The following is a 21,762-nucleotide window of genomic DNA, read 5'->3' on the forward strand; positions in this document are numbered from 1 at the left end:
CCCGGCAGTGCGCCCATCATTCACCATCCCGATGTGCGTCGCATGCTCATGACCATGCGCGCCTACACCGAGGGATGCCGAGCACTGGCCAGCGTGGCTGCCAGCGCCTTTGATGCAGCCCACCACCACCCCGATGCCGATGCCCGCAAGCAGAACCAGGCCTTCTATGAATTCATGGTGCCCTTGGTCAAGGGCTTTAGCACCGAGGTGAGCTTGGAGGTCACCTCCCTGGGCGTGCAGGTTCACGGCGGCATGGGCTTTATTGAAGAAACTGGCGCGGCGCAGTATTACCGCGACGCCAAAATCCTGACCATCTACGAAGGCACCACTGCCATCCAGGCCAACGATCTGGTAGGGCGCAAGACAGGGCGTGATGGCGGGCAGATTGCCAAAGGCATCGCGTCCCAGGTGGCCGCTACGGAGTCCGAGCTCATGGCCAGCGGTTCTGCCGATGCGCTGGGCGTTGCCAAGCGCCTGAAGGCGGCGCGCGAAGCCTTTGTCGATGTGGTGGACTTTGTGGCTGCGAGCTCCAAAGCCAGCCCCAACGCTGTGTACGCCGGTAGCGTCCCCTACCTGATGCTGGCCGGTAATTTAATGGCCGGCTGGCAAATGGCGCGCGCCCTGCTGGTGGCTGAAAAAGCCATGGCGGCCGGCGAGGATGTGGCCTTCATGCAAGCAAAGGTCACCACCGCCCGGTTTTACGCCGACCACATCTTGTGCAAAGCCGGCGGTCTGCGCGACAGCATTGTGGAGGGCGCAGAAAGCGTCACCGCGCTGCCGCTGGATGCGTTCTGACACACCGAGGAAGTTCCATGTCTACATTGCCTGCGCCGCTGGATAGGCTGCCGTTTCCTGTCATCGGCTCGCCGCTGTTCATTGTCAGCAACCCCAAGCTGGTGATTGCCCAGTGCATTGCGGGCGTAGTGGGCTCGATGCCGGCGCTCAACGCACGGCCGGCTGAGCAGCTCGATGACTGGCTGAAAGAGATCACCGAAGCGCTGGCGGCCTACAACACAGCGCATCCCGATAAACCGGCCGCGCCCTTTGCCATCAACCAGATCGTGCACAAGAGCAACGACCGGCTGGAACACGACATGGCCCTGTGCGTGAAGTACAAGGTGCCCATCATCATCACCTCGCTGGGCGCACGCGAAGAAATCAACGCGGCGGCCCACAGCTATGGCGGGGTGGTGCTGCACGACATCATCAACAACCAACACGCCCACAAGGCCATCGATAAAGGCGCCGACGGACTCATCGCTGTGGCTGCGGGTGCCGGTGGACATGCGGGCGTGAAGAGCCCGTTTGCGCTGGTACAGGAAATCCGGCAATGGTTTGATGGCCCATTGGCCCTCTCGGGTTCCATCGCGAGTGGCGCGGCCGTACTGGCTGCGCAAGCCATGGGCGCAGATTTCGCCTACATCGGGTCCGCCTTTATCGCCACCGAGGAGGCTCGCGCCTCGCAAGACTACAAACAGGCCATCGTCGACAACAACTCGGATGCTATCGTTTACAGCAACCTGTTTACCGGCGTTCACGGCAATTACCTTGCCCCCAGCATTCGCGCCGCGGGACTGGACCCAGCGAACCTGCCCGAGAGTGACCCCAGCAAAATGGACTTCGGCGGCGCGGCCACCAAGGCGTGGAAAGACATTTGGGGCTGCGGCCAGGGCATCGGTGCGGTCGACAAAATCCAGCCCACCGCAGACTTCGTGGCCCAGCTCAAGCGTGAATACGCTGCAGCCCGCGCCGGCCTGCTTGCGCGCAATTACGATTAAGAGGACCGGAGCGTCCCGGACGGTTGCGCGCGGCCGAGGCTGAAAATCCGCCCGACGTCACAGTCGCTTAAGACTTCGGCATCGAGGAAGTCGTTTGCGGCAAGGTAGCGCCGATGTGAACCATCTGGCGGCGTTTGGCTAATTCCCACTGGCGCTGGCGCTCGCGGGCGCTGGCTTTTTGGATGTCGCTGGTGTGGGCGTGGCAGCGCGGGCAGCTGACGCCGGCCTCAAACAGCGGCGACTCTTGGGCACCATCCTCCAGCGGTTGGCGGCAGGCACGGCACAGGCCGTGTTGCCCCGGTACCAACCCGTGCCCAACCGACACCCGCTCATCAAATACAAAGCATTCGCCTTGCCATAGGCTTTGTTCCGGGGGGATAGTCTCGAGGTACTTGAGGATGCCGCCCTCCAGGTGGTAGACCTCGTCATAGCCGCGCTGGCGCAGATAAGCCGTTGATTTTTCGCAGCGAATGCCGCCGGTGCAAAACATCGCGACCTTCGGCTTCTTGCCCGCGCGGCCAAGCAACTCTGATTGCTCCACCCAGGCCGGTAGCTCTGCAAAGCTCTTGATTTTCGGATCCACCGCGCCGGCGAAGGTGCCGATTTCGATCTCGTAGTCGTTGCGGGTATCCACGACCACTACGTCAGGGTCCGAAATCAGGGTGTTCCAGTCCTGCGGCTTCACATAGGTGCCAGCCATGTGGATAGGGCTGATGCCGGGCACCTGCATGGTCACGATCTCCTTTTTCAGCCGCACCTTCATGCGGTAGAAGGGCGCTTTCTCGGAGAACGATTCTTTGTGCTGCAGGTCGGCCAACAATGGGTCCGCCCGCAAGTGGGCCAGCACCGCATGCACATCATCCGGCAAACCGGCAATCGTGCTATTGATGCCCTCACGCGCCAGCAAAATCATGCCCTTGACGTTTCGGCTTTCACACAACACCAACAGCGGATCACGCCGCTGCGCGTAGTCGGGGAGATCGACGAACTTGTAAAAGGCCGCAGTGAGGTAGGCGGGGCTGGCCATGCGCCGTAGGCGTTAGCTGAAGAAGTTCTTCAGCCGGTCGGTCCAGGTGTCGCCTGACGGCGAATGCTTGCTGCCGCCCTTCTTGAAGGAATCGTCCAGGTCTTTGAGCAACTTGCGTTGATGCTCGGTGAGCTTGACCGGTGTCTCCACCAGAATGTGGCAGTACAAATCACCGGGGTAGCTGGAGCGCACACCCTTGATGCCCTTGCCCCGCAGGCGGAACTGCTTGCCGGTTTGCGTGCCTTCGGGAATATCTATCGCGGCTTTGCCGGCCAGCGTGGGCACGTCGATTTCGCCACCCAGGGCTGCGGTGACGAAGCTGATTGGCACTGAGCAATGCAGGTCGTCACCGTCGCGCTCGAGGATGTCGTGCTTTTTGAGCCGGATCTCGATGTAGAGGTCGCCCGGAGGGCCTCCGTTGGTGCCGGGCTCGCCGTTGCCGGCACTCCGGATGCGCATGCCACCGTCAATACCAGCGGGAATTTTGACTTCCAGCGTCTTTTGTCGCTTGATCTTGCCTTGCCCTTGGCAGCTGGTGCAGGGCTCGGGAATCACCTTGCCATTGCCGCGGCAGGTGGGGCAGGTTTGCTGCACACTAAAAAAACCTTGGCGCATTTGCACCGAGCCGCTGCCGTTGCAGGTGCCGCAGGTCTTGATCTGGGTGCCGGGCTTGGCACCAGTGCCTTTGCAGGGTTCGCAGCCGTCCCAGCTGGGAATGCGGATTTGCGCGTCTTTGCCGCGGGCAGCTTCTTCGAGCGTGATTTCCATGGCGTAGCTCAAATCGCTGCCACGGTACACCTGCCGCCCGCCCCGCGCACCACCGCGCTGCTGACCGAACATGTCACCAAAAATGTCGCCGAAGGCCTCGGCAAAACCGCCATAGCCTTCTGCTCCGCCCGCTCCGCGGTTGGGGTCAACGCCTGCGTGGCCGTACTGGTCGTAGGCCGCGCGCTTCTGGGCGTCGGAAAGCATCTCGTAGGCCTCTTTGACCTCCTTGAACTTCTCTTCCGCGGCTTTGGCAGCTTCTCCCTGATTGCGGTCAGGGTGAAACTTCATCGCCAGTTTGCGATACGCCTTTTTGATTTCTTCTTCCGGCGCGCCCTTGGGCACGCCCAGAACTTCGTAATAGTCGCGTTTGGCCATGTGTGTCTTGTGTCTTTTTACAACAGAAAAGCCGCGTTGAACCCCAATCGGCGTTCAACGCGGCATCTTGTATGCTGCGCTCGTTAGCCGGCTCAGCCTTTTTTGACTTCCTTTACTTCGGCGTCAACGACATTGTCGTCGTGCGCCGGCTTGGAGGATGTCTGTGCGTTTTCCTGAGGGGCCGCTTGCTCGGCGGTGCCGGCCTCAGCCGCTTGCTTGGCCTGCATGTCAGCGTACATTTTCTCGCCCAGCTTCTGACTCGCGGCCATCAGCGCTTCGCTCTTGGCTTTGATGGCGTCCTTGTCGTCCGACTTCAGGATCTCTTCGACGTCCTTCAGGGCCGCTTCAATTTTTTCCTTCTCGTCCGCTTCGAGCTTTTCGCCGTACTCGGCGAGGCTCTTTTTGACGCTGTGGGCGTTGGCTTCGGCTTCGTTGCGGGTTTGCACCAGTTCGAGCTTTTTCTTGTCGTCAGCGGCGTTGAGTTCGGCGTCCTTCACCATTTGCTGGATTTCAGCTTCGGACAGGCCGGAGTTGGCCTTGATGGTGATTTTGTTTTCCTTGCCCGTGCCCTTGTCTTTGGCGCCCACATGCAGGATGCCGTTCGCGTCGATGTCAAACGACACTTCGATTTGCGGTGTGCCGCGGGTGGCAGGGGGAATGCCTTCAAGGTTGAATTCGCCCAGCATCTTGTTGACCGCAGCAATTTCGCGCTCGCCCTGGAACACCTTGATGGTTACAGCAGGCTGGTTGTCCTCGGCGGTCGAGAATGTTTGCGCAAACTTGGTGGGGATGGTGGTGTTCTTGGTGATCATCTTGGTCATCACGCCGCCCAGGGTTTCGATACCCAAAGACAGAGGGGTGACGTCCAAGAGCAGCACGTCCTTGCGGTCGCCGGAGAGCACCTGGCCTTGAATCGCCGCGCCCACAGCCACCGCTTCGTCGGGGTTTACGTCTTTGCGGGGTTCTTTACCGAAGAGTTCCTTGACCTTTTCCTGCACCTTGGGCATGCGGGTCATGCCGCCGACCAGAATCACATCGTGGATGTCAGAGGCCGACACGCCGGCATCCTTGAGCGCCGTGCGGATGGGGGAAATCGTGCGTTCAATCAACTCTTCTACCAGCGACTCGAGCTTTGCGCGGGTCAGCTTGATGTTCAGGTGCTTGGGGCCTGTGGCATCGGCGGTGATGTAGGGCAGATTGATGTCAGTTTGCGCGCTGCTGGAGAGCTCGATCTTGGCCTTCTCAGCAGATTCCTTCAGGCGTTGCAGTGCCAGCACGTCTTTCGACAGGTCCACGCCCTGGTCCTTTTTGAACTCGGCAATGATGAAGTCGATGATGCGCTGGTCGAAGTCTTCGCCGCCGAGGAAGGTGTCGCCATTGGTGGAGAGCACCTCGAATTGTTTTTCACCATCCACATCAGCGATTTCGATGATGGAGACGTCAAAGGTGCCGCCACCAAGGTCATACACCGCAATCTTGCGGTCGCCCTTTTCGTTTTTGTCCAGGCCGAAGGCCAGCGCAGCCGCGGTGGGTTCGTTGATGATGCGCTTCACATCGAGGCCGGCAATGCGGCCGGCGTCTTTGGTAGCTTGGCGCTGCGCGTCGTTAAAGTACGCCGGCACGGTGATGACAGCCTCGGTCACTTCTTCGCCGAGGTAGTCTTCTGCGGTTTTCTTCATCTTGCGCAGCACGTCGGCGCTGACCTGCTGGGGTGCGAGCTTGTTGCCGCGCACTTCGACCCATGCGTCGCCGTTGTCGGCGGCGGCAATGGTGTAGGGCATCAGGTCGATGTCTTTTTGAACTTCTTTTTCAGTGAACTTGCGGCCAATCAGGCGCTTGACGGCGTACAGCGTGTTCCTGGGGTTGGTGACCGCCTGGCGCTTGGCCGATGCGCCCACCAGTACTTCGCCGTCTTCCTGGTAAGCAATGATCGACGGAGTGGTGCGCGCGCCTTCGGCGTTTTCAATCACTTTGGGGGCGTTGCCCTCCATCACGGCCACACAGCTGTTGGTGGTGCCCAAGTCGATGCCGATGATTCTTCCCATGGTGTACTCCTAAAACTTAGAAAATTCAGATGTAAATAACGTGTGGGCTTCGCCACACGTTTCAAGTGCCCGCAGCACGAAAAATTTGGCTTGTTCGGTCGGTAATGTGCGCCGCCGTACTTACTTGGGCGCAGACACGGTGACCAGCGCGGGACGCAACACGCGGTCTGCAATGGAGTAGCCCTTTTGCAGCACACTGACCACGGTGTTGGCTTCCTGCTCGGACGGCACGACACTGATGGCCTGGTGCTGGTGGGGGTCGAACTTGGTGCCGGCCGTGGGGGCGATGGCGATGACCTTGTTGCGCTCCAGCGCCGCCACCAGCTGGCGCAGGGTGGCTTGTGCGCCTTCGCGGATTTGTTCGGGCGTGGCGTCTTTAATGACCAGACCCGCCTCGAGGCTGTCGGTTACCGGCAGCAGGCTCTCTGCAAAGCTCTCGACCGCGAACTTGCGCGCCTTGGAAATTTCATCGTCTGCGCGGCGGCGGGCGTTTTCGGCCTCGGCCTTGGCGCGCAGGTATTGGTCAGCGAGTTCGGCGCTCTTGGCTTTGAGGGTGGCCAATTCGGCCTGCGTGGCGCTCAGGGCGTCCGCTTCATTTGCATGTGCGGCGGCCATGATTTCTTCCGGGGATTGCGCCATGGCAGAGGCCATGTCGGGGCTGGTGTTGCTGGGGGTGTCAGGCATGTTGATAAGTCAAGTTGCACAGGGTTGCGCCGCATATGGCGACGCAATGCCCTGTTTCAAGGGGTAGGGCGCAGCGCGCGCCCACTGTCAAAACAGCCCTCGCGCAGGTTTAGCTGCGGACGTCCAGAAGCTCTACATCGAATTTCAGGGTTGCGTTCGGCGGGATGACGCCACCGGCGCCCCGTGCGCCATAGCCCAATTCGGCAGGAATGATCAGGGTACGCGCACCGCCGACCTTCATGCCGGCCACGCCCTCGTCCCAGCCGCGGATGACCATTCCGGCGCCCAAGTGGAAGACGAAGGGATCGTTGCGGTCTTTGCTGGAGTCAAACTTGGCACCCTGCACGCCGTCGTTGTACAGCCAGCCGGTGTAGTGCACGCTCACGCTTTGGCCTTTTTGGGCCTCCGGGCCGGTGCCCTCGGTGGTGTCTTCGAATTGGAGTCCGCTGGCTGTGGTCGGCATGGTCGAGTCCTTTTGCTATGAAAAATGTAGCTGGTTGCGCTCGCAGATCGGGCGCTGGGGCTGAATCAGCCCTAAATTATGCCCGAGCGAAAAAAAGACAGGCGCTGCCTGTCTTTTGGGTTGGCAGAGCGCTAGGCAAGCTGCCGGGAGTGCTTGGTTATTTGGCTTTTTTGGCCAGGGCGGTGGACCACTTGACCGCAAAGGCCTGCACATCGCCCAGGCGCTTGAGCAAGTCGGCGCCTGACGCTGTGACCACATAGCCGTCTGCGCCGTGGGTCAGCAGGCCTGCTTCGCGAAGTTCTTTGATACGGGTGTTCAGGGTGTTGGGGGTGATGCCGCCTACGCTATCTTGAAGGAGGCGAAAGGTTTGGGCGTGACCATCACGCAGAGCCCACAGCACCCGGATTGCGTAGCGGGATTCCAGTAGCTCCAACAGTTGACTCACCGCAGCCGATTCTTTTGCACTCATTACCTGACCCTTTGACGTTGAACTGATGACGCTGCAGCGCGCTCCGCCGCTGCTGCAAATTAACTTGAGAAACTATAGCGCAGATTTTATTTTGCTACAAGTTTCATAGCTGTCTGCGCATAGACTATGGGGGTTAACCGACTTTTTTGATTGAATAGACAGGGAAAATACCAATAGCTTCAGACACTGCTGATACGATGGCGTGTCAAAAACTTTGCGGCGAGCAGGACTGGGTCAGAGGTTGAAACATGCATTTCAATTTTGAAGAGGTTCATAACTACTATGAACGCGTTGTATTCGAAGAGGTCGTGCGCCGCTCCGAGTACTTCCCCCGCTACAACCATGACATGCTCACCGATGTGGCCTGTGTGGCGCTGAACCAGTTGCCCGCCCGCTATGTGCGTCATGACGTGGATCTGATTTTCTACATGACGGCAGCAGACCGGGAAGAGCTCGACCGCAAGGTTGACGACGCGCTCAATTTCGCATTCCGGTTCGTGGGCGAGCGTATTCACGAGCCACCGGGCTGACCTGCGTCAACCCGGGTGGCAGGTAAAACCCCCTTGCTTACAGCGTATCGGTAAAGCTGCGCAGCTTGTCCGAGCGGCTGGGGTGCTTGAGCTTGCGAAGCGCCTTGGCTTCAATCTGGCGAATGCGTTCACGGGTCACGTCGAACTGCTTGCCAACCTCTTCCAGCGTATGGTCGGATGTCATCTCGATACCGAAACGCATGCGCAGAACCTTGGCTTCACGGGGAGTCAGGCTGTCCAGAATGTCCTTCACCACATCGCGCAGGCCGGCCTGCATGGCCGCTTCCATAGGCGCGGTGTTCGCGCTGTCTTCGATGAAGTCGCCCAGGTGGCTGTCGTCGTCGTCCCCGATCGGTGTTTCCATGGAGATGGGCTCCTTGGCGATCTTCATGATCTTGCGGATCTTGTCTTCGGGGATTTCCATCTTCGCGGCTAACACCGACGCATCCGGCTCGAAGCCGAACTCCTGCAGATGCTGGCGGCTGATGCGGTTCATCTTGTTGATGGTCTCGATCATGTGGACCGGAATACGGATGGTGCGCGCCTGGTCCGCAATCGAGCGGGTGATGGCCTGGCGGATCCACCAGGTGGCATAGGTCGAGAATTTGTAACCGCGGCGGTATTCAAACTTGTCCACCGCCTTCATCAGGCCGATGTTGCCTTCCTGAATCAGATCGAGGAACTGCAGCCCGCGGTTGGTGTATTTCTTGGCAATCGAGATCACCAGCCGCAAGTTGGCCTCGATCATTTCTTTCTTGGCAGCGCGGGAGGCGTATTCGCCCTCGTTCATGCGCTTGTTGATGTCTTTGAGCCGGTCCAGCGGAACCACCACCTGCGCTTGCAGGTCGATCAGTTTTTGCTGCAGGTCCTGCACCGGCGGGATGTTGCGGCCCATGACGGCCGCCCATGGCTTGCCCGAGGCGGCTTGCTTTTCAATCCATTGCAGGTTCAGCAGGTTGGAGGCCACCCGGTTTCCGGCCTTGTCGCGTCCGCTGAAGTCAGCGATGAACAAGTCCTGCGAATAGCCGCACTTGTCCACGATGATGCGCCGCAATTCGCGCTCCTTCTTGCGCACATCGTCTACCTGCGAGCGCACCATGTCGCACAGCTTCTCGATGGCCTTGGCGGTGAAGCGGATGGTCATCAGCTCTTCGCTCAGAGCTTTTTGTGCCTTCACATAGGCGGGCGTGCCGTAGCCCTCCTTGTCGTAAATCTTGTGTACTTTCTCGAACAGCTCGCGCATATGGTCGAACCGTTCCAGCGCCTGCTTCTTGAGCTCTTCGAGCTTCTTGGTCAGTGCCTTGGAGCCGCCCTTGCCATCGTCGTCGTCGGCTTCGTCGAACTCGTCGAAGTCTTCTTCGGCCACATAGTCATCGGCCTCGTTGGGGTTGGAGAAGCCGTCCACCACAGTGGTGATGACGATCTTGCCTTCGCGGATATCTTCGCCCAGACGCAGGATTTCGGCGATGGTCGCAGGCGAGGCGGAGATCGCCTCCATCATGTCCATCAGGCCGCCTTCAATGCGCTTGGCGATTTCAATTTCGCCTTCGCGGGTTAGCAGTTCCACGGTGCCCATTTCGCGCATGTACATGCGCACCGGATCGGTGGTGCGGCCGAACTCGCTGTCCACAGTGGATAGAGCGGCTTCAGCTTCTTCTTCGGCTTCTTCAACGGTGGCTGCGGTCGAGACGTTGTTGTTCAGCAGCAGGGTTTCTGCGTCGGGGGTCTGTTCGTACACCGCCACGCCCATGTCGTTCAACATGGAGATCACGACCTCCAGCGTTTCTGCATCGACCAGCTTGTCGGGCAAGTGGTCGGAGATCTCGCCGTGTGTCAGGTAGCCGCGGGTCTTGCCCAGCGTGATCAGGGCCTTCAGGCGCGCACGGCGCTTGGCCATGTCTTCTTCGGAGAGCACGGTCTCGTCCAGGCCGAACTCTTTCATCAAGGCGCGCTCTTTGGCCTTGCTGATCTTCATGCGCAGGGGCTTGACCTTTTCGCCGCCGGCGTCCGCCACTTCGGGCTCGCCGGCCAAATCCGCTTCAATGTCGGACATGTCCATATCGTCAGCCGCCGCTGTGCCCGGGCCTGCTGCGGCTTTGGCACCGCGTTTGGTGGCGGCAGGTTTTTTAGCTGCTGCAGCCTTGGAGGCAGCCGGAGTTTTTACGGCAGCTTTCGGAGTCGCCTTCTCGGCGGGCTTTGCAGCTGCTTTGGCGGGCGCCTTGGGCTTGGTGGTTTCTTCCACCTCGGCCGCTACGCTGCTGGCCGGGGTTTTGGCTTTGGATTTTGTGGCGGGCACTGCCGGCGAATTTATTTCGGGCTTGACGGATTTCGAAGCGGGCATGCAAAGACCTCAGGACGACAAAACAGATGAACGACAGGGCGGGTTGCCGGCTACGTTGCGCGGGGCGGTGTAGTGGCGAGGCAGGGAATCCGATTCCCCAAAGGCAAGATGGGAGGGCGATCATTTGGGATGCAGTCCTTGCGGTGAGGTGGCCATGTGATGAAGTGTTCACGTTGGCCGGGCCCGGAGGTGCTGCTGTCGCTCTTGCCGAACCGGACATTATAGGCGCAACTTAGTTGGCCGCCCCTGAGCCCGCGGCATTGACGGCTTGCAGGGAAATTTCGAGCTGTTTGCGCCGCAATTGCAAGTCGCGATAGCGTTGCAGGGCGTGGGAGTCTTGGCTTACCGCTGCAATGGCCTGCGTTTCCTGCACTTTGATGCGGTCAATCAGCATGCGGTTGAGCAGGTCGCGCAGCTCCGGCCCCGACGCGCTAACCGGTTCGGCCGCGATGAGCGGACCGGCGGTTAGTCGCTGGACTAAATCTTCGGCCGGGTGGCCTATGAACTCTTCTTTCAAGGTGCCGCGCGAGACCGGGCCGTGCTGATGCAGCTGGCTCTCCAGCCAGATAAACAATTCGCCGTGCGGCGACGGCAGTTCGCACAGCAGTGCGTGGTCTTCGCTGGAGAGAATGTCCCACAGCTCACTGTGGTTGAGCACGATGCGCGCTGCCAGATCGGCTCTGCTGTCCGGGCGCGACAAGGGGCCCGCGGCGCGCGGCGCGCCGCTTCGTTCGCCCTTACTGCGCGGGGTCCAGCCGTCTTTCTTCCAGGCGGTCTTCTTTTTCCATTCCTCGTGGGGGATCCAAGGCTCGGCAAATCCTGCGGGCTCTTCCAAGTGGGTGAAGCCGCTGTCTTGCAGCTTGCTGGTGGGGGGCGCCGCCGTATCAGCGCGGGGCACCGCAGCCTTGGGAGCGCCGGATTTGGCGGCGCTGCTCGCCCACAAGGCGCCCAGCTCGCTGCTGCCCAGTTGTACCAGTTGGGCGATTTCTCCCAGCAGCTGCAATTTAAGCGCGCCCTCGGGCAGCTGGCTCCACAGGGGGCGTGCGTTGCTGGCCATGCGGGCGCGCCCTTCGGCGGTGGTGAGGTCGCAGCCCTCTTGCGCCGCCTCCATAAGAAAGCGGCTCAGGGGTGTGGCCTTGGCCACATAGTCGGCAAAGGCGTCTTTGCCGTAGGCGCGGATGAAGCTGTCGGGGTCGTGCTCGGCGGGCAAAAACAAGAACTTGATGCTGCGCACATCGGTCGCAAAGGCCATGGCTCCGTCCAGCGCCTTGCGTGCCGCGCGCCGGCCGGCAGCGTCCCCGTCGAAGCTAAACACCACCGCATCGGTAAAGCGAAACAACTTTTGTACGTGTTCGTGCGTACAGGCCGTGCCCAGGGTGGCCACCGCATTGGGAAAACCCAGCTGTGCCAGTGCCACCACGTCCATGTACCCCTCAGTCACCAGCACATAGCCGTGCTCCCGCAAGTGGCTGCGGGCCTCGAACAGGCCATAGAGCTCGCGCCCCTTGCTGAACACCGGCGTCTCGGGGGAATTGAGGTACTTGGGCTTCTCATCACCGAGCACGCGGCCGCCAAAGCCGATGCATTCGCCCTTGATGTTGCGGATGGGAAACATCACCCGGTCGCGGAAGCGATCGTAGCGTTTTTCTTCGGCGCCGCCCTCTGCCTCGTGCAGGATCACCAGGCCGCTTTCCACCAGCAACGGGTCGTCGTATTCAGGGAAAACACTTGCCAGAGTGCGCCAGCCCTCGGGGGAATAGCCCAGGCCGAATTGCTTGGCGACCTCGCCAGAGAGGCCCCGGCCCTTCAAGTAGTCGATGGCGCGGGGGGAGTCTTTGAGCCCGCGCTTGTAAGCGTCGCAGGCTTTCTCGAGCACGCTGCTGAGGGTGTTTTGCCGCTCACGCTGAGCGCGGGCTCGGGCGCGGTCCTGCGGGCTGCCTTCTTCCTCGGGCACGACCATACCGTATTGGCCGGCCAAATCTCTAACGGCTTCCACAAAAGTCATGCCGGCGTGGTCCATCAAAAAGCTGATGGCGTTGCCGTTTTTTCCGCAGCCAAAGCAGTGGTAGAACTGCTTGGCGGGGCTCACCGAGAACGAGGGCGATTTCTCACCGTGGAAGGGGCACAGCCCCATGAAATTGGCGCCACCCTTTTTGAGCTGCACATAGCGGCCCACGATCTCCACCACGTCCGTGCGCGCGATCAGCTCCTGGATGAAGGTTTGCGGGATGCCCATGGAGCGATTGTAGGGAGCTGCTTTGCGCTGCGATACTGCGCCCCAGCCCGCCGGTTACGGCAAACACCTCAGGAGTTTCCCCGCATGACAACACCCGCCCCCAGCCTTCCCGAGAGCAACCATCCCGAGGCATTTGCCCAAGGCCTTGCCACCCGCAGACAGGTGATGGGCGATGCGTTTGTGGATGCGGCTCTCCGGGGTGCGACAACATTTACTGCCCCGATGCAGGAACACATTACTCGCGCAGCGTGGGGCGATGTGTGGCAGCGCCCCGGGCTGGAGCTCAAAACCCGCAGCCTGATCACGGTCGCTTTGCTGACCGCGCTGGGCAAGCAGCAGGAGCTTAAAGGCCATGTGCGAGGCGCGCTCAACAACGGCGCCACGCCCGAGGAGATTCAGGAGGTGCTACTTCATGCCGCGGTGTACTGCGGAGTGCCTGCGGCGGTGGATGCCTTTCGCTCGGCCAACGAGGTGGTCTCTGCGCAGTCCTGATGTCATGCCAACCCGCGAGACCGCGGCGAAGGCGTGATCACAGGTCCATGAGCAGCTGCGCCGGCGACACGTCGAGCGAGTCAGCGAGCGCAACGAGAACCAACAAAGTGGGATTGGCCGAGCCGGATTCGATGCGGCTCAGGTAGGTGCGGTAAATCCCGCATCGCTCTGCCAACACCTCCTGTGAGACGTCTAGTTCCTGTCTCAGCAGTTTGATCCGTTTTCCAACGATGAGCTTGTAATTTATCTGGTCTTTATTCACGGCGGGAGTGTCCGGCGATGGCGTTTTATTACCAACACATTCATTCACACAGCTTGTTAAATCGTCCGGATTTTCCATGGTGGCGAGTCCTCCAAAGGCACCATGGTGGTGCGAACTTAAAGAAATTTCCGTGCGCTGGCGCGCATCAATCCGGCGCAGACTGCTTCTTTTTTTGTAGCAATTGAATTTGCCCTCGAGGGCGTCAGTGTAGTGTCGCAGCGCCAAACGGCATCCGGCCCTGTCAAGGTTACGTAGTATCGTTATGTCTGTGTTGTTTCAAACTTCCCAGGAGATTTGCGCAGTGAACAAGATTTTCCCCAGCGCCGCGGCGGCGCTTCAAGGCATCATCCAGGACGGCCAGTTGCTGGCGGTGGGCGGTTTCGGGCTGTGCGGTATTCCTGAGGCGCTGATTGACGCGCTGCGGGACAGCGGCGCGAAGAACCTGGTTGCCATCTCCAACAACGCCGGTGTGGACGGCTTTGGCCTGGGCAAGCTGCTGGAGACCCGGCAGATCAAAAAAATGATCTCCAGCTACGTGGGCGAAAACAAGGAATTCGAGCGCCAGTACCTGGCCGGCGAGCTGGAGCTGGAATTCACTCCCCAAGGCACGCTGGCCGAAAAGCTGCGCGCAGGCGGCGCGGGCATTCCGGCCTTTTTCACCAAGACCGGCGTGGGCACCATCGTGGCCGATGGCAAGGAGCTGCGCGAGTTTGATGGCGAGACCTATGTGATGGAGCGCTCGCTGGTGCCGGATGTGGCGCTGGTGAAGGCGTACCGCGCCGACAAGTCGGGCAACCTGCAGTTCCGCTTTACCGCCCGCAACTTCAACCCCGCCGTGGCCATGGCCGGCAAGATCACCGTGGTGGAAGTGGAAGAAATCGTCGAGACCGGTGACATCGCCCCCGATATGGTGCACCTGCCGGGCATTTATGTGCACCGTATCGTGCTCAACGCCACACCCGAGAAGCGCATCGAAAAGCGCACCGTCACCGAAAAGGCCGGCGCCTAAGCCCGCCGCTACAGAACAAGCAGGAGTCTCACCATGAGCTGGAATCAAGACCAAATGGCAGCCCGCGCCGCCCACGAGCTGGAAGACGGGTTTTATGTGAACCTGGGCATCGGCATCCCGACCCTGGTGGCCAACCATGTGCCCGCCGACAAAGAGGTGTGGCTGCAAAGCGAAAACGGCATGCTCGGCATTGGCGCTTTTCCCACCGAGGACGAGGTGGACGCCGACCTGATCAACGCCGGTAAGCAAACCGTCACCACCATCAAGGGCAGCAGCATCTTTGGCTCCGACCAGAGCTTTGCCATGATCCGCGGCGGCAAGATCAATTTGTCCATCCTGGGCGCCATGCAGGTGAGCGAGAAGGGCGACCTGGCCAACTGGATGATCCCGGGCAAGATGGTTAAGGGCATGGGCGGCGCCATGGATCTGGTGGCCGGCGTGAAGCGCGTGATTGTGTTGATGGAGCACGTCGCCAAAAAGAAAGACGGCACCAGCGACCTCAAAATTCTGCCCTCCTGCACCCTGCCGCTGACCGGCGTAGGCGTGGTGGACCGCATCATCACCGACCTGGGCGTGATGGACGTGACCCCCGAGGGCCTGAAGCTCATTGAGCTGGCCCCCGGTGTGAGCCGCGAGGAGATTCAGTCCAAAACCGGCGTTCGTCTGCTCTGAATCCAGGCTCTGGTACGGGTAAGATGCCGCGTGTCGCATCTGAGGTAAATCATGTCCAAAGCGCTTAAATTTCTCACGTTTTTATTCCTGTTGGTGTTTATCACCACCGGTGCTTTCATGGTTCTCATCGTGAATGCGGATGAGACCTCGCCGGCCTGGATCGCGCTCTTGGTGCGCAACCATGCCATCGTGTACGCGTGGCATCTGGGTTGCTGGATGGTGCTGGGCATGTTCACCAGCTACTACTGGGATTTGTTCAACCTTGGGAGAGGGCTCGAATCCATGGAGGCGCTGCGCATCGGCCTGCCGCTGATGGTGTCGCCCTTTGTGTTCATGCCGGTTTACAACCTCTGGCTGGCTTCCAGCTCGCAAAGCTACATGCTGTTTGCGGTGATTGCCATCCAAAGCGGTTTCTTCTGGCAGGCGCTGCTGACCAAAGTCGCGCCCCTGGACCGGCCCACGCCCATTCCATGGTCGGTGAACAACAACACCGCCACCCGCACGCCCCGCGGTGCCAGCAACAGCCAAGGGCCGGAGCTGGGCTGATCCCTTTTGAGTTTTTCGCTTGGTATCGGTGGCTTACTTGAGGATGTCACCCAGGCAGAGGTACTTCACCTCCACATAGTCATCCATGCCCATGTGTGAGCCTTCGCGGCCCAGACCGGACTGCTTCACGCCACCGAAGGGCACGTGTTCGGTGGCCAGAATGCCCACATTTACCCCCACCATGCCGTACTCCAGCGCCTCGCCCACCCGGTAGATACGGCCGATGTCGCGGCTGTAGAAGTAGGCAGCCAGGCCGAATTCGGTGGCGTTGGCCGCGTCAATGGCCTGCTGCTCGGTCTCGAACCGGAACACCGGCGCAAACGGCCCGAAGGTTTCTTCCCGGGCGCAGAGCATGTCGGCACTGGCGCCGGACACCACGGTGGGCTCAAAGAACTGACCTTGCAGGGCTTTGCCGCCAGTCTCGAGCTTGCCGCCCTTGGCCAGTGCGTCTTCCACATGGCGCCGGACCTTGGCCACCGCCGCGTCCTCAATCAGCGGACCCTGCACCACGCCGTCTTCAAAGCCGTTGCCCACTTTCATGGTTCGCACTTTGGCGGTGAACTTGGCGACAAACGCCTCGTACACGCCCGCCTGCACATAAAAGCGGTTGGCGCAGACACAGGTTTGGCCGGCATTGCGGTATTTGCTGGCCAGTGCGCCTTCCACCGCGGAGTCCACATCCGCGTCATCGAACACGATGAACGGCGCATTGCCACCCAGCTCCAACGACAGCTTTTTCACCGTGGGGGCGCACTGCGCCATCAGGATGCGGCCCACCTCGGTGGAGCCGGTGAAGCTCAGGTGGCGCACCACATCGCTTTCGCACAGCACTTTGCCCACCGCCACCGATTGCGCAGCGTCGGCGGTAATCATGTTGAGCACGCCGGCCGGAATGCCGGCCCGAACGGCCAGCTCAGCCGCTGCCAGCGCGGTCAGGGGCGTGAGCTCTGCCGGTTTGATGATGACCGGGCAGCCGGCAGCCAGGGCAGGCGCCACCTTGCGGGTAATCATCGCCAGTGGAAAGTTCCACGGCGTAATCGCAGCGCACACGCCAATGGGCTGCTTGATGACCACGATGCGGCGGTTGTTGTCGAACTGGGGCAGGGTTTCGCCGTTCACGCGCTTGGCCTCTTCGGCAAACCATTCCACGAAGCTGGCGCCATAGGCGATTTCGCCCTTGGCCTCGGCGAAGGGCTTGCCCTGCTCGGTGGTCATGATGCGGGCCAGGTCTTCCTGGTTGGCCATCAGCAAATCAAACCACTTGCGCAGGATGATGCTGCGCTCCTTGGCGGTCTTGCTGCGCCAGGCCGGCCAGGCGGCGTTGGCAGCGGCTATGGCCGTCGCGGCGTCTGCGGGGCCGAGGTTGGCAACGTCGGCAATTGCTTGGCCGTTGGCCGGGTCGGTCACCGCAAATCGGCTGGCGCCCGCCACCCATTGCCCGTTGATGAGCGCGTCGGTCTTGAGCAGGCTGGGGTCCTTCAGAAGGGCCAGCTGCGGATGCGGGGTGTTGGACATGAAAAAGCTCCTGATTTATAGGTAAAAGTGCCGTTGGGGCTTACTGTTTATGCGCTAATAGCTATCAATATAGTAGCAAAATGAGGGTTCCAGAGTCGGGAGGGCCAGCAGCAGGCACAAGAGCATCACCATAAACAACCGGCCTTCCCGCATCATCTCGCCGATTGGAGTGCCCGTCAGCGCCTTGGTGACAAACAGCAGCAACTACACACCAGAAAGCAACCCAGCACCAGAAACATCATGTTCACCAGCAGCAGGAACTGGGGGGGCGGTCTTTTGAAAAAGGGTCTGTCACAGGTGCTGGAGTGCGGCGCCGAGTGCGCGGTAGCCATTGCGAACCGCCAGCAGCTCGCCGTTTTCCAGCGGACTCAGCGGTACGCGCACATTCAGCCAGGTGTTGTCGCCGGTTTGCTCGGCGAGCATGGCTTTGTACACGCTGACAAAGGGCATGCCGGGCCGGATCGTGAGCACCCTGAGTAAATCGAGCACCAGTTGCTCATCGGCATAGGCCACCTTGTCGGGGCGGCTCATCACCCGCTTCATCAGGCGGGGGGCGATGTTAGAGAGCCCGTTGATGGATCCCGAGCCGCCCCGGGCCATGACCGGCGCAACATGCGGCTCGGTACCCACCAGAATCGACAGGTCGGGGAATGCGCGCGCCAGGCCGTAGGCGTGTTCCATGTTGCCGCTGCTGTCTTTCACGCCCACCACCTGCCCCGGGTGCGCAGTCACCAGATCCTTGATAGCCGCGTGAGAAAAGCCGTAAGCGCTCATTGCTGGAAAGTGATAAAGCAGCAGCTTCAATTCGTCGTTGCCGATACCGCGTACCACCCGGGATACGACCTGCACGACGCCGGCGTCCTTGGGTTGTTTGAAGTAAAACGGCGGCATCAGCATCGCGCGGTGTACGCCCAGTCCGCTGGCGTGGCGTCCCAGCGCAATCGCATCATCCAGCGCCAGCGCAGTGAGGTTGACGATGATCTGTTCGGGCGGCATGCCGTCATTGAGCAGGGCCTGCAGCAATCCCTGTCGCTCGGCCACGGTGAAGGCGGGCCCTTCTCCGGTGGTTCCAAATAGGGTGATGCCGTCGCACCCGGCGGCCCGCATGCGCCGCGCATGTGCCAGCGCACGCCGCGTGTCGATCGCACCATCCGCTCCCACCGGCGTCAGCAGTGCGGGCCATAAGCCATGGATGTCGGGGTGCACAACGCGTTTCCTTGAATGTTTTAGTTTTCCCGCCGTGCGACTGTCCCGCACTCAGGTTGTCAGGCGTCGATGTTTTCGCCCAAAGCGCCCCCCGCGCAACAGGAAAAACCCTTGTGAAGGTCGCGTTTTCGCCCCCGCGAAGGCGCGAAAACGGGCGGCGATAATAGCGGGCTCCATTGATCCATCCCTCGAAGAAATTCCGACATGACCCAGCCCGTAATGAGTGTTGCCGACATTCGCAAAACCTTCCTCGACTTCTTTGCCTCCAAAGGCCACACCGTCGTGGCATCGAGCCCGTTGGTGCCGGGCAACGACCCCACGCTGATGTTCACCAATTCGGGCATGGTGCAGTTCAAGGACGTGTTCCTGGGCAGCGACAAGCGCTCTTATGTGCGCGCCGCTTCGGTGCAAGCCTGCCTGCGTGCCGGCGGCAAGCACAACGACCTGGAAAACGTGGGCTACACCGCCCGCCACCACACCTTCTTCGAGATGCTGGGCAACTGGAGCTTCGGGGACTATTTCAAGCGCGAGTCGCTGAAGTGGGCCTGGGAGCTGCTGACCACCGTCTACAAGCTGCCGCCTGAGCGCCTGCTGGCGACGGTGTATGCCGAAGACGACGAGGCTTACAACATCTGGACTCAGGAAATCGGCCTGCCGCCCGAGCGGGTGATCCGCATTGGCGACAACAAAGGCGGCCGCTACAAGAGCGACAACTTCTGGATGATGGCTGACACCGGCCCCTGCGGCCCGTGCTCCGAGATTTTTTACGACCACGGCGACCACATCCCCGGCGGCCCGCCCGGCAGCCCGGACGAGGACGGCGACCGCTTCATCGAAATCTGGAACAACGTGTTCATGCAGTTCAACATGGACGAGACCGGCGCGGTGACGCCGCTGCCCGCACCGTGCGTGGACACCGGCATGGGCCTGGAGCGACTGGCCGCCATCCTGCAGCACGTGCACAGCAACTACGAGATTGACCTGTTTGACACCCTCATCCGGGCCGCATCCCGCGAAACCGGCTGCACCGATTTGGGCAACAAGAGCCTGCGCGTGATTGCCGACCACATTCGCGCCACCGCCTTCCTGGTGAGCGACGGCGTGATTCCGAGCAACGAAGGGCGCGGCTATGTGCAGCGCCGCATCGTGCGCCGCGCCATCCGCCACGGCTACAAGCTGGGCCAGAAAACGCCGTTCTTTCACAAGCTGGTGAAAGACCTGGTGCAGGTGATGGGCGCTGCCTACCCCCACATGTCCTCGCAGGAAGCCCGCATCACCGAAGTGTTGCGCGTCGAAGAAGAGCGATTCTTTGAGACGCTCGCCACCGGCATGCAGATTCTGGATGAAGCCCTCGGCACCAACGGGGCCGGTGGCCAAGCCACTGGTAGCGTCAAGATGCTGCCCGGCGAGGTGGCCTTCAAATTGCACGACACCTACGGCTTCCCGCTTGACCTCTCGGCCGATGTGTGCCGCGAAAACGGTGTCGAAGTGGACAGCGAAGGCTTCGCCGCCGCCATGGAGCAGCAAAAGGCCAAGGGCCGCGCCGCAGGCAAGTTCAAGATGGACAAGGCGCTGGAATACACCGGCGAAGGCAACACCTTCGTGGGCTACGAGCACCTCAGCAAAATATCAAAAATCGTAGCGCTCTACGCAGAGGGCACGCCGGTGAGCGAGCTAAAAGCCGGTCAAGGCGGCATTGTGGTGCTGGACTCCACACCGTTTTACGCCGAGAGCGGCGGCCAGGTGGGCGACGAAGGCGCGGTGCTGTCAGACGCCGGCCGTTTCGAGGTGGGTGACACGCAAAAAATCAAGGCCGATGTGTTCGGCCACCATGGCTGCTTAACTACCGGCAGCCTCAAGGTGGGCGACACGGTGACGGCCCAGGTGGACGCCGAGCGCCGCGCGGCCACCCAGCGTAACCACTCGGTCACCCACTTGCTGCACAAAGCCCTGCGCGAAGTGCTGGGCGATCATGTGCAGCAGAAAGGCAGCTTGGTGAACGCCGAGCGCACCCGCTTCGACTTCGCACACAACGCCGCAGTGACAGACGCGCAGGTGCAGCAGATTGAAGCCATGGTCAACGCCGAAATCCTCGGCAACGCCCAGACCCAGGCCCGCCTGATGGACCTGGAAGCCGCCAAGGAAACCGGCGCGATGATGCTGTTTGGCGAGAAGTACGGCGAAACCGTGCGCGTTCTCGATATCGGCAGCTCCACCGAGCTGTGCGGCGGCACCCACGTGGGCCGCACCGGCGACATTGGTTTGTTCAAGGTGGTGGCTGAAGGCGGCGTGGCAGCGGGTGTGCGCCGTATTGAGGGCATCACCGGCCAGGGCGCTTTGGCGTATGTGCAAGACCTGGAAAACACGGTGAACGCAGCAGCCGCCACCCTCAAGGCCCCCGTGGCCGAGCTGGGCAACCGGCTGGGCCAGATGGTCGACCAGGTGAAGGCGCTGGAGAAAGAAATTGCCGCACTCAAAGGCAAGCTCGCCTCGGCACAGGGCGATGAGCTGATGAGCAGTGCGGTCGAGGTGAACGGGGTCAAGGTGCTGGCTGCCAAGCTGGACGGTGCAGATGCCAAAACCCTTCGCGACACCATGGACAAGCTCAAGGACAAGCTCAAAACCGCGGTCATCGTGCTGGGCGCGGTGGATGGCGACAAGGTGCAGATCGCAGCCGGTGTGACCAACGACACCACGCCCAAGGTCAAAGCCGGCGAGCTGGCCAACTTTGTGGCCTCGCAGGTGGGCGGCAAGGGCGGCGGCAAGGCCGACATGGCCATGGCCGGCGGCACCGAGCCCGCCAAACTGGCCGGCGCACTGGCCAGCGTGCAGGCCTGGGTGACTGCGAAGCTGTAAGCGCCCGACCGTTGAGCGGTGAAGCGCCTACCGCGCCTCGAGCCGCTGCGCCAGCGCCTGCGCCTCGGCATCAGCCACGCTGCGGGCGCCCGCTTCGCTGCTTGCGTGCAGCAGGCGGCGCAAGGTGTCCAGGTGCGGCGTGACGGTACCAAAAAACCGGGCGTCTGCGCCGTGCGCAATCAGCAGGGTGGGGAAGTTTTCGACCTCGATCGGGTCAACAAAATCGGCCTCGTCTTCCACATCGACCCACACAAATCGCGCTCCTGCAAATTCAGTTTGCAGGGCGGCGAACAGGGGGCGGTACTCGGTGCAGGTGCCGCACCATTGGGCGCACAGGCAGGCGACCAGCAGGCCGGAAAAATCAGTGGTGCCGGCGCTAGCGGTGAGGGCAGTGGCGGAGGTTGTAGTGGGCTCTGGCATACGCTGGCTCATGAGTCAAATCAATATCGCTATATCAGGCTTCGTGGGTATGAAGTTTTACAATAGAG

At 61.1% G+C, this 21,762-nt stretch carries 20 protein-coding genes; 8 read left to right on the forward strand and 12 right to left on the reverse strand.

Annotated elements, in window-relative coordinates; genetic code table 11:
* A partial coding sequence (locus Q0O05_RS03075; RefSeq protein WP_293660423.1) for an acyl-CoA dehydrogenase C-terminal domain-containing protein occupies positions 1 to 795 on the forward strand: 795 nt, incomplete at its 5' end.
* Between the two features lie 17 nt (positions 796 to 812).
* Positions 813 to 1,778 (forward strand): nitronate monooxygenase family protein, encoded by a 966-nt coding sequence (locus Q0O05_RS03080; RefSeq protein ID WP_293660424.1) that lies wholly within the window; start codon positions 813 to 815, stop codon positions 1,776 to 1,778.
* A 67-nt stretch (positions 1,779 to 1,845) separates the two neighbouring features.
* Here Q0O05_RS03080 and Q0O05_RS03085 read toward each other — a convergent pair whose 3' ends face one another.
* The 6 genes from Q0O05_RS03085 to Q0O05_RS03110 form a co-directional block, all read right to left on the reverse strand.
* Complete coding sequence (locus Q0O05_RS03085; protein ID WP_293660425.1) at positions 1,846 to 2,805, reverse strand: rhodanese-related sulfurtransferase; 960 nt, start codon at positions 2,803 to 2,805, stop codon at positions 1,846 to 1,848.
* A 12-nt stretch (positions 2,806 to 2,817) separates the two neighbouring features.
* On the reverse strand, positions 2,818 to 3,948 hold the full coding sequence (gene dnaJ, locus Q0O05_RS03090) for a molecular chaperone DnaJ (protein WP_293660426.1): 1,131 nt from the start codon (positions 3,946 to 3,948) through the stop codon (positions 2,818 to 2,820).
* Positions 3,949 to 4,040: 92 nt separating this feature from the next.
* Entirely contained in the window at positions 4,041 to 5,993 is a 1,953-nt protein-coding gene (gene dnaK / locus Q0O05_RS03095) for a molecular chaperone DnaK (RefSeq protein WP_293660427.1), read from the reverse strand.
* Between the two features lie 120 nt (positions 5,994 to 6,113).
* A complete protein-coding gene (gene grpE / locus Q0O05_RS03100; RefSeq protein WP_293660428.1) occupies positions 6,114 to 6,677 on the reverse strand; it encodes a nucleotide exchange factor GrpE in 564 nt (187 codons plus the stop codon).
* Between the two features lie 109 nt (positions 6,678 to 6,786).
* Complete coding sequence (locus Q0O05_RS03105; protein WP_293660429.1) at positions 6,787 to 7,140, reverse strand: FKBP-type peptidyl-prolyl cis-trans isomerase; 354 nt, start codon at positions 7,138 to 7,140, stop codon at positions 6,787 to 6,789.
* Positions 7,141 to 7,297: 157 nt separating this feature from the next.
* Positions 7,298 to 7,609, reverse strand: a complete 312-nt coding sequence (locus Q0O05_RS03110; protein WP_293660430.1) for a winged helix-turn-helix transcriptional regulator — start codon at positions 7,607 to 7,609, stop codon at positions 7,298 to 7,300.
* Between the two features lie 248 nt (positions 7,610 to 7,857).
* Here Q0O05_RS03110 and Q0O05_RS03115 point away from each other — a divergent pair, with 248 nt between their 5' ends.
* Positions 7,858 to 8,139, forward strand: coding sequence for a late competence development ComFB family protein (locus Q0O05_RS03115; protein ID WP_293660431.1), 282 nt, complete (start codon positions 7,858 to 7,860; stop codon positions 8,137 to 8,139).
* A 37-nt stretch (positions 8,140 to 8,176) separates the two neighbouring features.
* Here the strand turns inward: Q0O05_RS03115 and rpoD are convergent, their stop codons facing one another.
* Positions 8,177 to 10,480 (reverse strand): RNA polymerase sigma factor RpoD, encoded by a 2,304-nt coding sequence (rpoD, locus tag Q0O05_RS03120; protein WP_293660432.1) that lies wholly within the window; start codon positions 10,478 to 10,480, stop codon positions 8,177 to 8,179.
* A 232-nt stretch (positions 10,481 to 10,712) separates the two neighbouring features.
* The gene (gene dnaG, locus Q0O05_RS03125; RefSeq protein ID WP_293660433.1) at positions 10,713 to 12,716 is read right to left on the reverse strand and encodes a DNA primase; all 2,004 of its coding nucleotides are present in this window, start codon (positions 12,714 to 12,716) and stop codon (positions 10,713 to 10,715) included.
* Between the two features lie 84 nt (positions 12,717 to 12,800).
* On the opposite strand from dnaG, the gene pcaC reads away from it, so the two are divergent.
* Positions 12,801 to 13,208: a 4-carboxymuconolactone decarboxylase gene (gene pcaC, locus Q0O05_RS03130; protein WP_293660434.1), complete on the forward strand. Its 408-nt coding sequence runs from the start codon at positions 12,801 to 12,803 to the stop codon at positions 13,206 to 13,208.
* 37 nt (positions 13,209 to 13,245) lie between these two features.
* On the opposite strand, the gene Q0O05_RS03135 is transcribed toward pcaC, so the two are convergent.
* Complete coding sequence (locus Q0O05_RS03135; protein WP_293660435.1) at positions 13,246 to 13,695, reverse strand: helix-turn-helix transcriptional regulator; 450 nt, start codon at positions 13,693 to 13,695, stop codon at positions 13,246 to 13,248.
* 76 nt (positions 13,696 to 13,771) lie between these two features.
* Between Q0O05_RS03135 and Q0O05_RS03140 the strand changes: the two genes are divergently transcribed.
* The 3 genes from Q0O05_RS03140 to Q0O05_RS03150 are packed head-to-tail and all read left to right on the forward strand — an operon-like array spanning position 13,772 to position 15,697.
* Entirely contained in the window at positions 13,772 to 14,479 is a 708-nt protein-coding gene (locus Q0O05_RS03140) for a CoA transferase subunit A (RefSeq protein WP_293660436.1), read from the forward strand.
* Between the two features lie 33 nt (positions 14,480 to 14,512).
* Positions 14,513 to 15,151 (forward strand): CoA transferase subunit B, encoded by a 639-nt coding sequence (locus tag Q0O05_RS03145; RefSeq protein ID WP_293660437.1) that lies wholly within the window; start codon positions 14,513 to 14,515, stop codon positions 15,149 to 15,151.
* 51 nt (positions 15,152 to 15,202) lie between these two features.
* Positions 15,203 to 15,697, forward strand: coding sequence for a hypothetical protein (locus tag Q0O05_RS03150; protein WP_293660438.1), 495 nt, complete (start codon positions 15,203 to 15,205; stop codon positions 15,695 to 15,697).
* Between the two features lie 33 nt (positions 15,698 to 15,730).
* Here the strand turns inward: Q0O05_RS03150 and Q0O05_RS03155 are convergent, their stop codons facing one another.
* Both Q0O05_RS03155 and Q0O05_RS03160 read right to left on the reverse strand, forming a co-directional pair.
* Positions 15,731 to 17,212: an NAD-dependent succinate-semialdehyde dehydrogenase gene (locus Q0O05_RS03155; protein ID WP_293660439.1), complete on the reverse strand. Its 1,482-nt coding sequence runs from the start codon at positions 17,210 to 17,212 to the stop codon at positions 15,731 to 15,733.
* A 291-nt stretch (positions 17,213 to 17,503) separates the two neighbouring features.
* Positions 17,504 to 18,418: a dihydrodipicolinate synthase family protein gene (locus Q0O05_RS03160; protein WP_293660440.1), complete on the reverse strand. Its 915-nt coding sequence runs from the start codon at positions 18,416 to 18,418 to the stop codon at positions 17,504 to 17,506.
* Positions 18,419 to 18,622: 204 nt separating this feature from the next.
* Between Q0O05_RS03160 and alaS the strand changes: the two genes are divergently transcribed.
* Positions 18,623 to 21,274, forward strand: a complete 2,652-nt coding sequence (gene alaS, locus Q0O05_RS03165; RefSeq protein ID WP_293660441.1) for an alanine--tRNA ligase — start codon at positions 18,623 to 18,625, stop codon at positions 21,272 to 21,274.
* A gap of 27 nt (positions 21,275 to 21,301) precedes the next feature.
* Here the strand turns inward: alaS and Q0O05_RS03170 are convergent, their stop codons facing one another.
* Positions 21,302 to 21,694, reverse strand: coding sequence for a thioredoxin family protein (locus tag Q0O05_RS03170; RefSeq protein WP_293660442.1), 393 nt, complete (start codon positions 21,692 to 21,694; stop codon positions 21,302 to 21,304).
* Between the last annotated feature and the right edge of the window lie 68 nt (positions 21,695 to 21,762).

Origin of the sequence: Rhodoferax sp. OV413 (assembly GCF_945881795.1) — a bacterium.
Classification (GTDB): Bacteria; Pseudomonadota; Gammaproteobacteria; order Burkholderiales; family Burkholderiaceae_C; genus Allorhodoferax.

Excerpts from the sequence above, each read along its gene's own strand:
- dnaK (WP_293660427.1), bottom strand. The coding sequence starts at position 5,993 with ATGGGAAGAATCATCGGCATCGACTTGGGCACCACCAACAGCTGTGTG.
- dnaG (WP_293660433.1), bottom strand. The coding sequence starts at position 12,716 with ATGGGCATCCCGCAAACCTTCATCCAGGAGCTGATCGCGCGCACGGAC.
- Q0O05_RS03170 (WP_293660442.1), bottom strand. The coding sequence starts at position 21,694 with ATGCCAGAGCCCACTACAACCTCCGCCACTGCCCTCACCGCTAGCGCC.
- pcaC (WP_293660434.1), top strand. The coding sequence starts at position 12,801 with ATGACAACACCCGCCCCCAGCCTTCCCGAGAGCAACCATCCCGAGGCA.
- Q0O05_RS03155 (WP_293660439.1), bottom strand. The coding sequence starts at position 17,212 with ATGTCCAACACCCCGCATCCGCAGCTGGCCCTTCTGAAGGACCCCAGC.
- grpE (WP_293660428.1), bottom strand. The coding sequence starts at position 6,677 with ATGCCTGACACCCCCAGCAACACCAGCCCCGACATGGCCTCTGCCATG.
- alaS (WP_293660441.1), top strand. The coding sequence starts at position 18,623 with ATGACCCAGCCCGTAATGAGTGTTGCCGACATTCGCAAAACCTTCCTC.
- dnaJ (WP_293660426.1), bottom strand. The coding sequence starts at position 3,948 with ATGGCCAAACGCGACTATTACGAAGTTCTGGGCGTGCCCAAGGGCGCG.
- rpoD (WP_293660432.1), bottom strand. The coding sequence starts at position 10,480 with ATGCCCGCTTCGAAATCCGTCAAGCCCGAAATAAATTCGCCGGCAGTG.
- Q0O05_RS03110 (WP_293660430.1), bottom strand. The coding sequence starts at position 7,609 with ATGAGTGCAAAAGAATCGGCTGCGGTGAGTCAACTGTTGGAGCTACTG.
- Q0O05_RS03080 (WP_293660424.1), top strand. The coding sequence starts at position 813 with ATGTCTACATTGCCTGCGCCGCTGGATAGGCTGCCGTTTCCTGTCATC.
- Q0O05_RS03085 (WP_293660425.1), bottom strand. The coding sequence starts at position 2,805 with ATGGCCAGCCCCGCCTACCTCACTGCGGCCTTTTACAAGTTCGTCGAT.
- Q0O05_RS03145 (WP_293660437.1), top strand. The coding sequence starts at position 14,513 with ATGAGCTGGAATCAAGACCAAATGGCAGCCCGCGCCGCCCACGAGCTG.
- Q0O05_RS03115 (WP_293660431.1), top strand. The coding sequence starts at position 7,858 with ATGCATTTCAATTTTGAAGAGGTTCATAACTACTATGAACGCGTTGTA.
- Q0O05_RS03150 (WP_293660438.1), top strand. The coding sequence starts at position 15,203 with ATGTCCAAAGCGCTTAAATTTCTCACGTTTTTATTCCTGTTGGTGTTT.
- Q0O05_RS03105 (WP_293660429.1), bottom strand. The coding sequence starts at position 7,140 with ATGCCGACCACAGCCAGCGGACTCCAATTCGAAGACACCACCGAGGGC.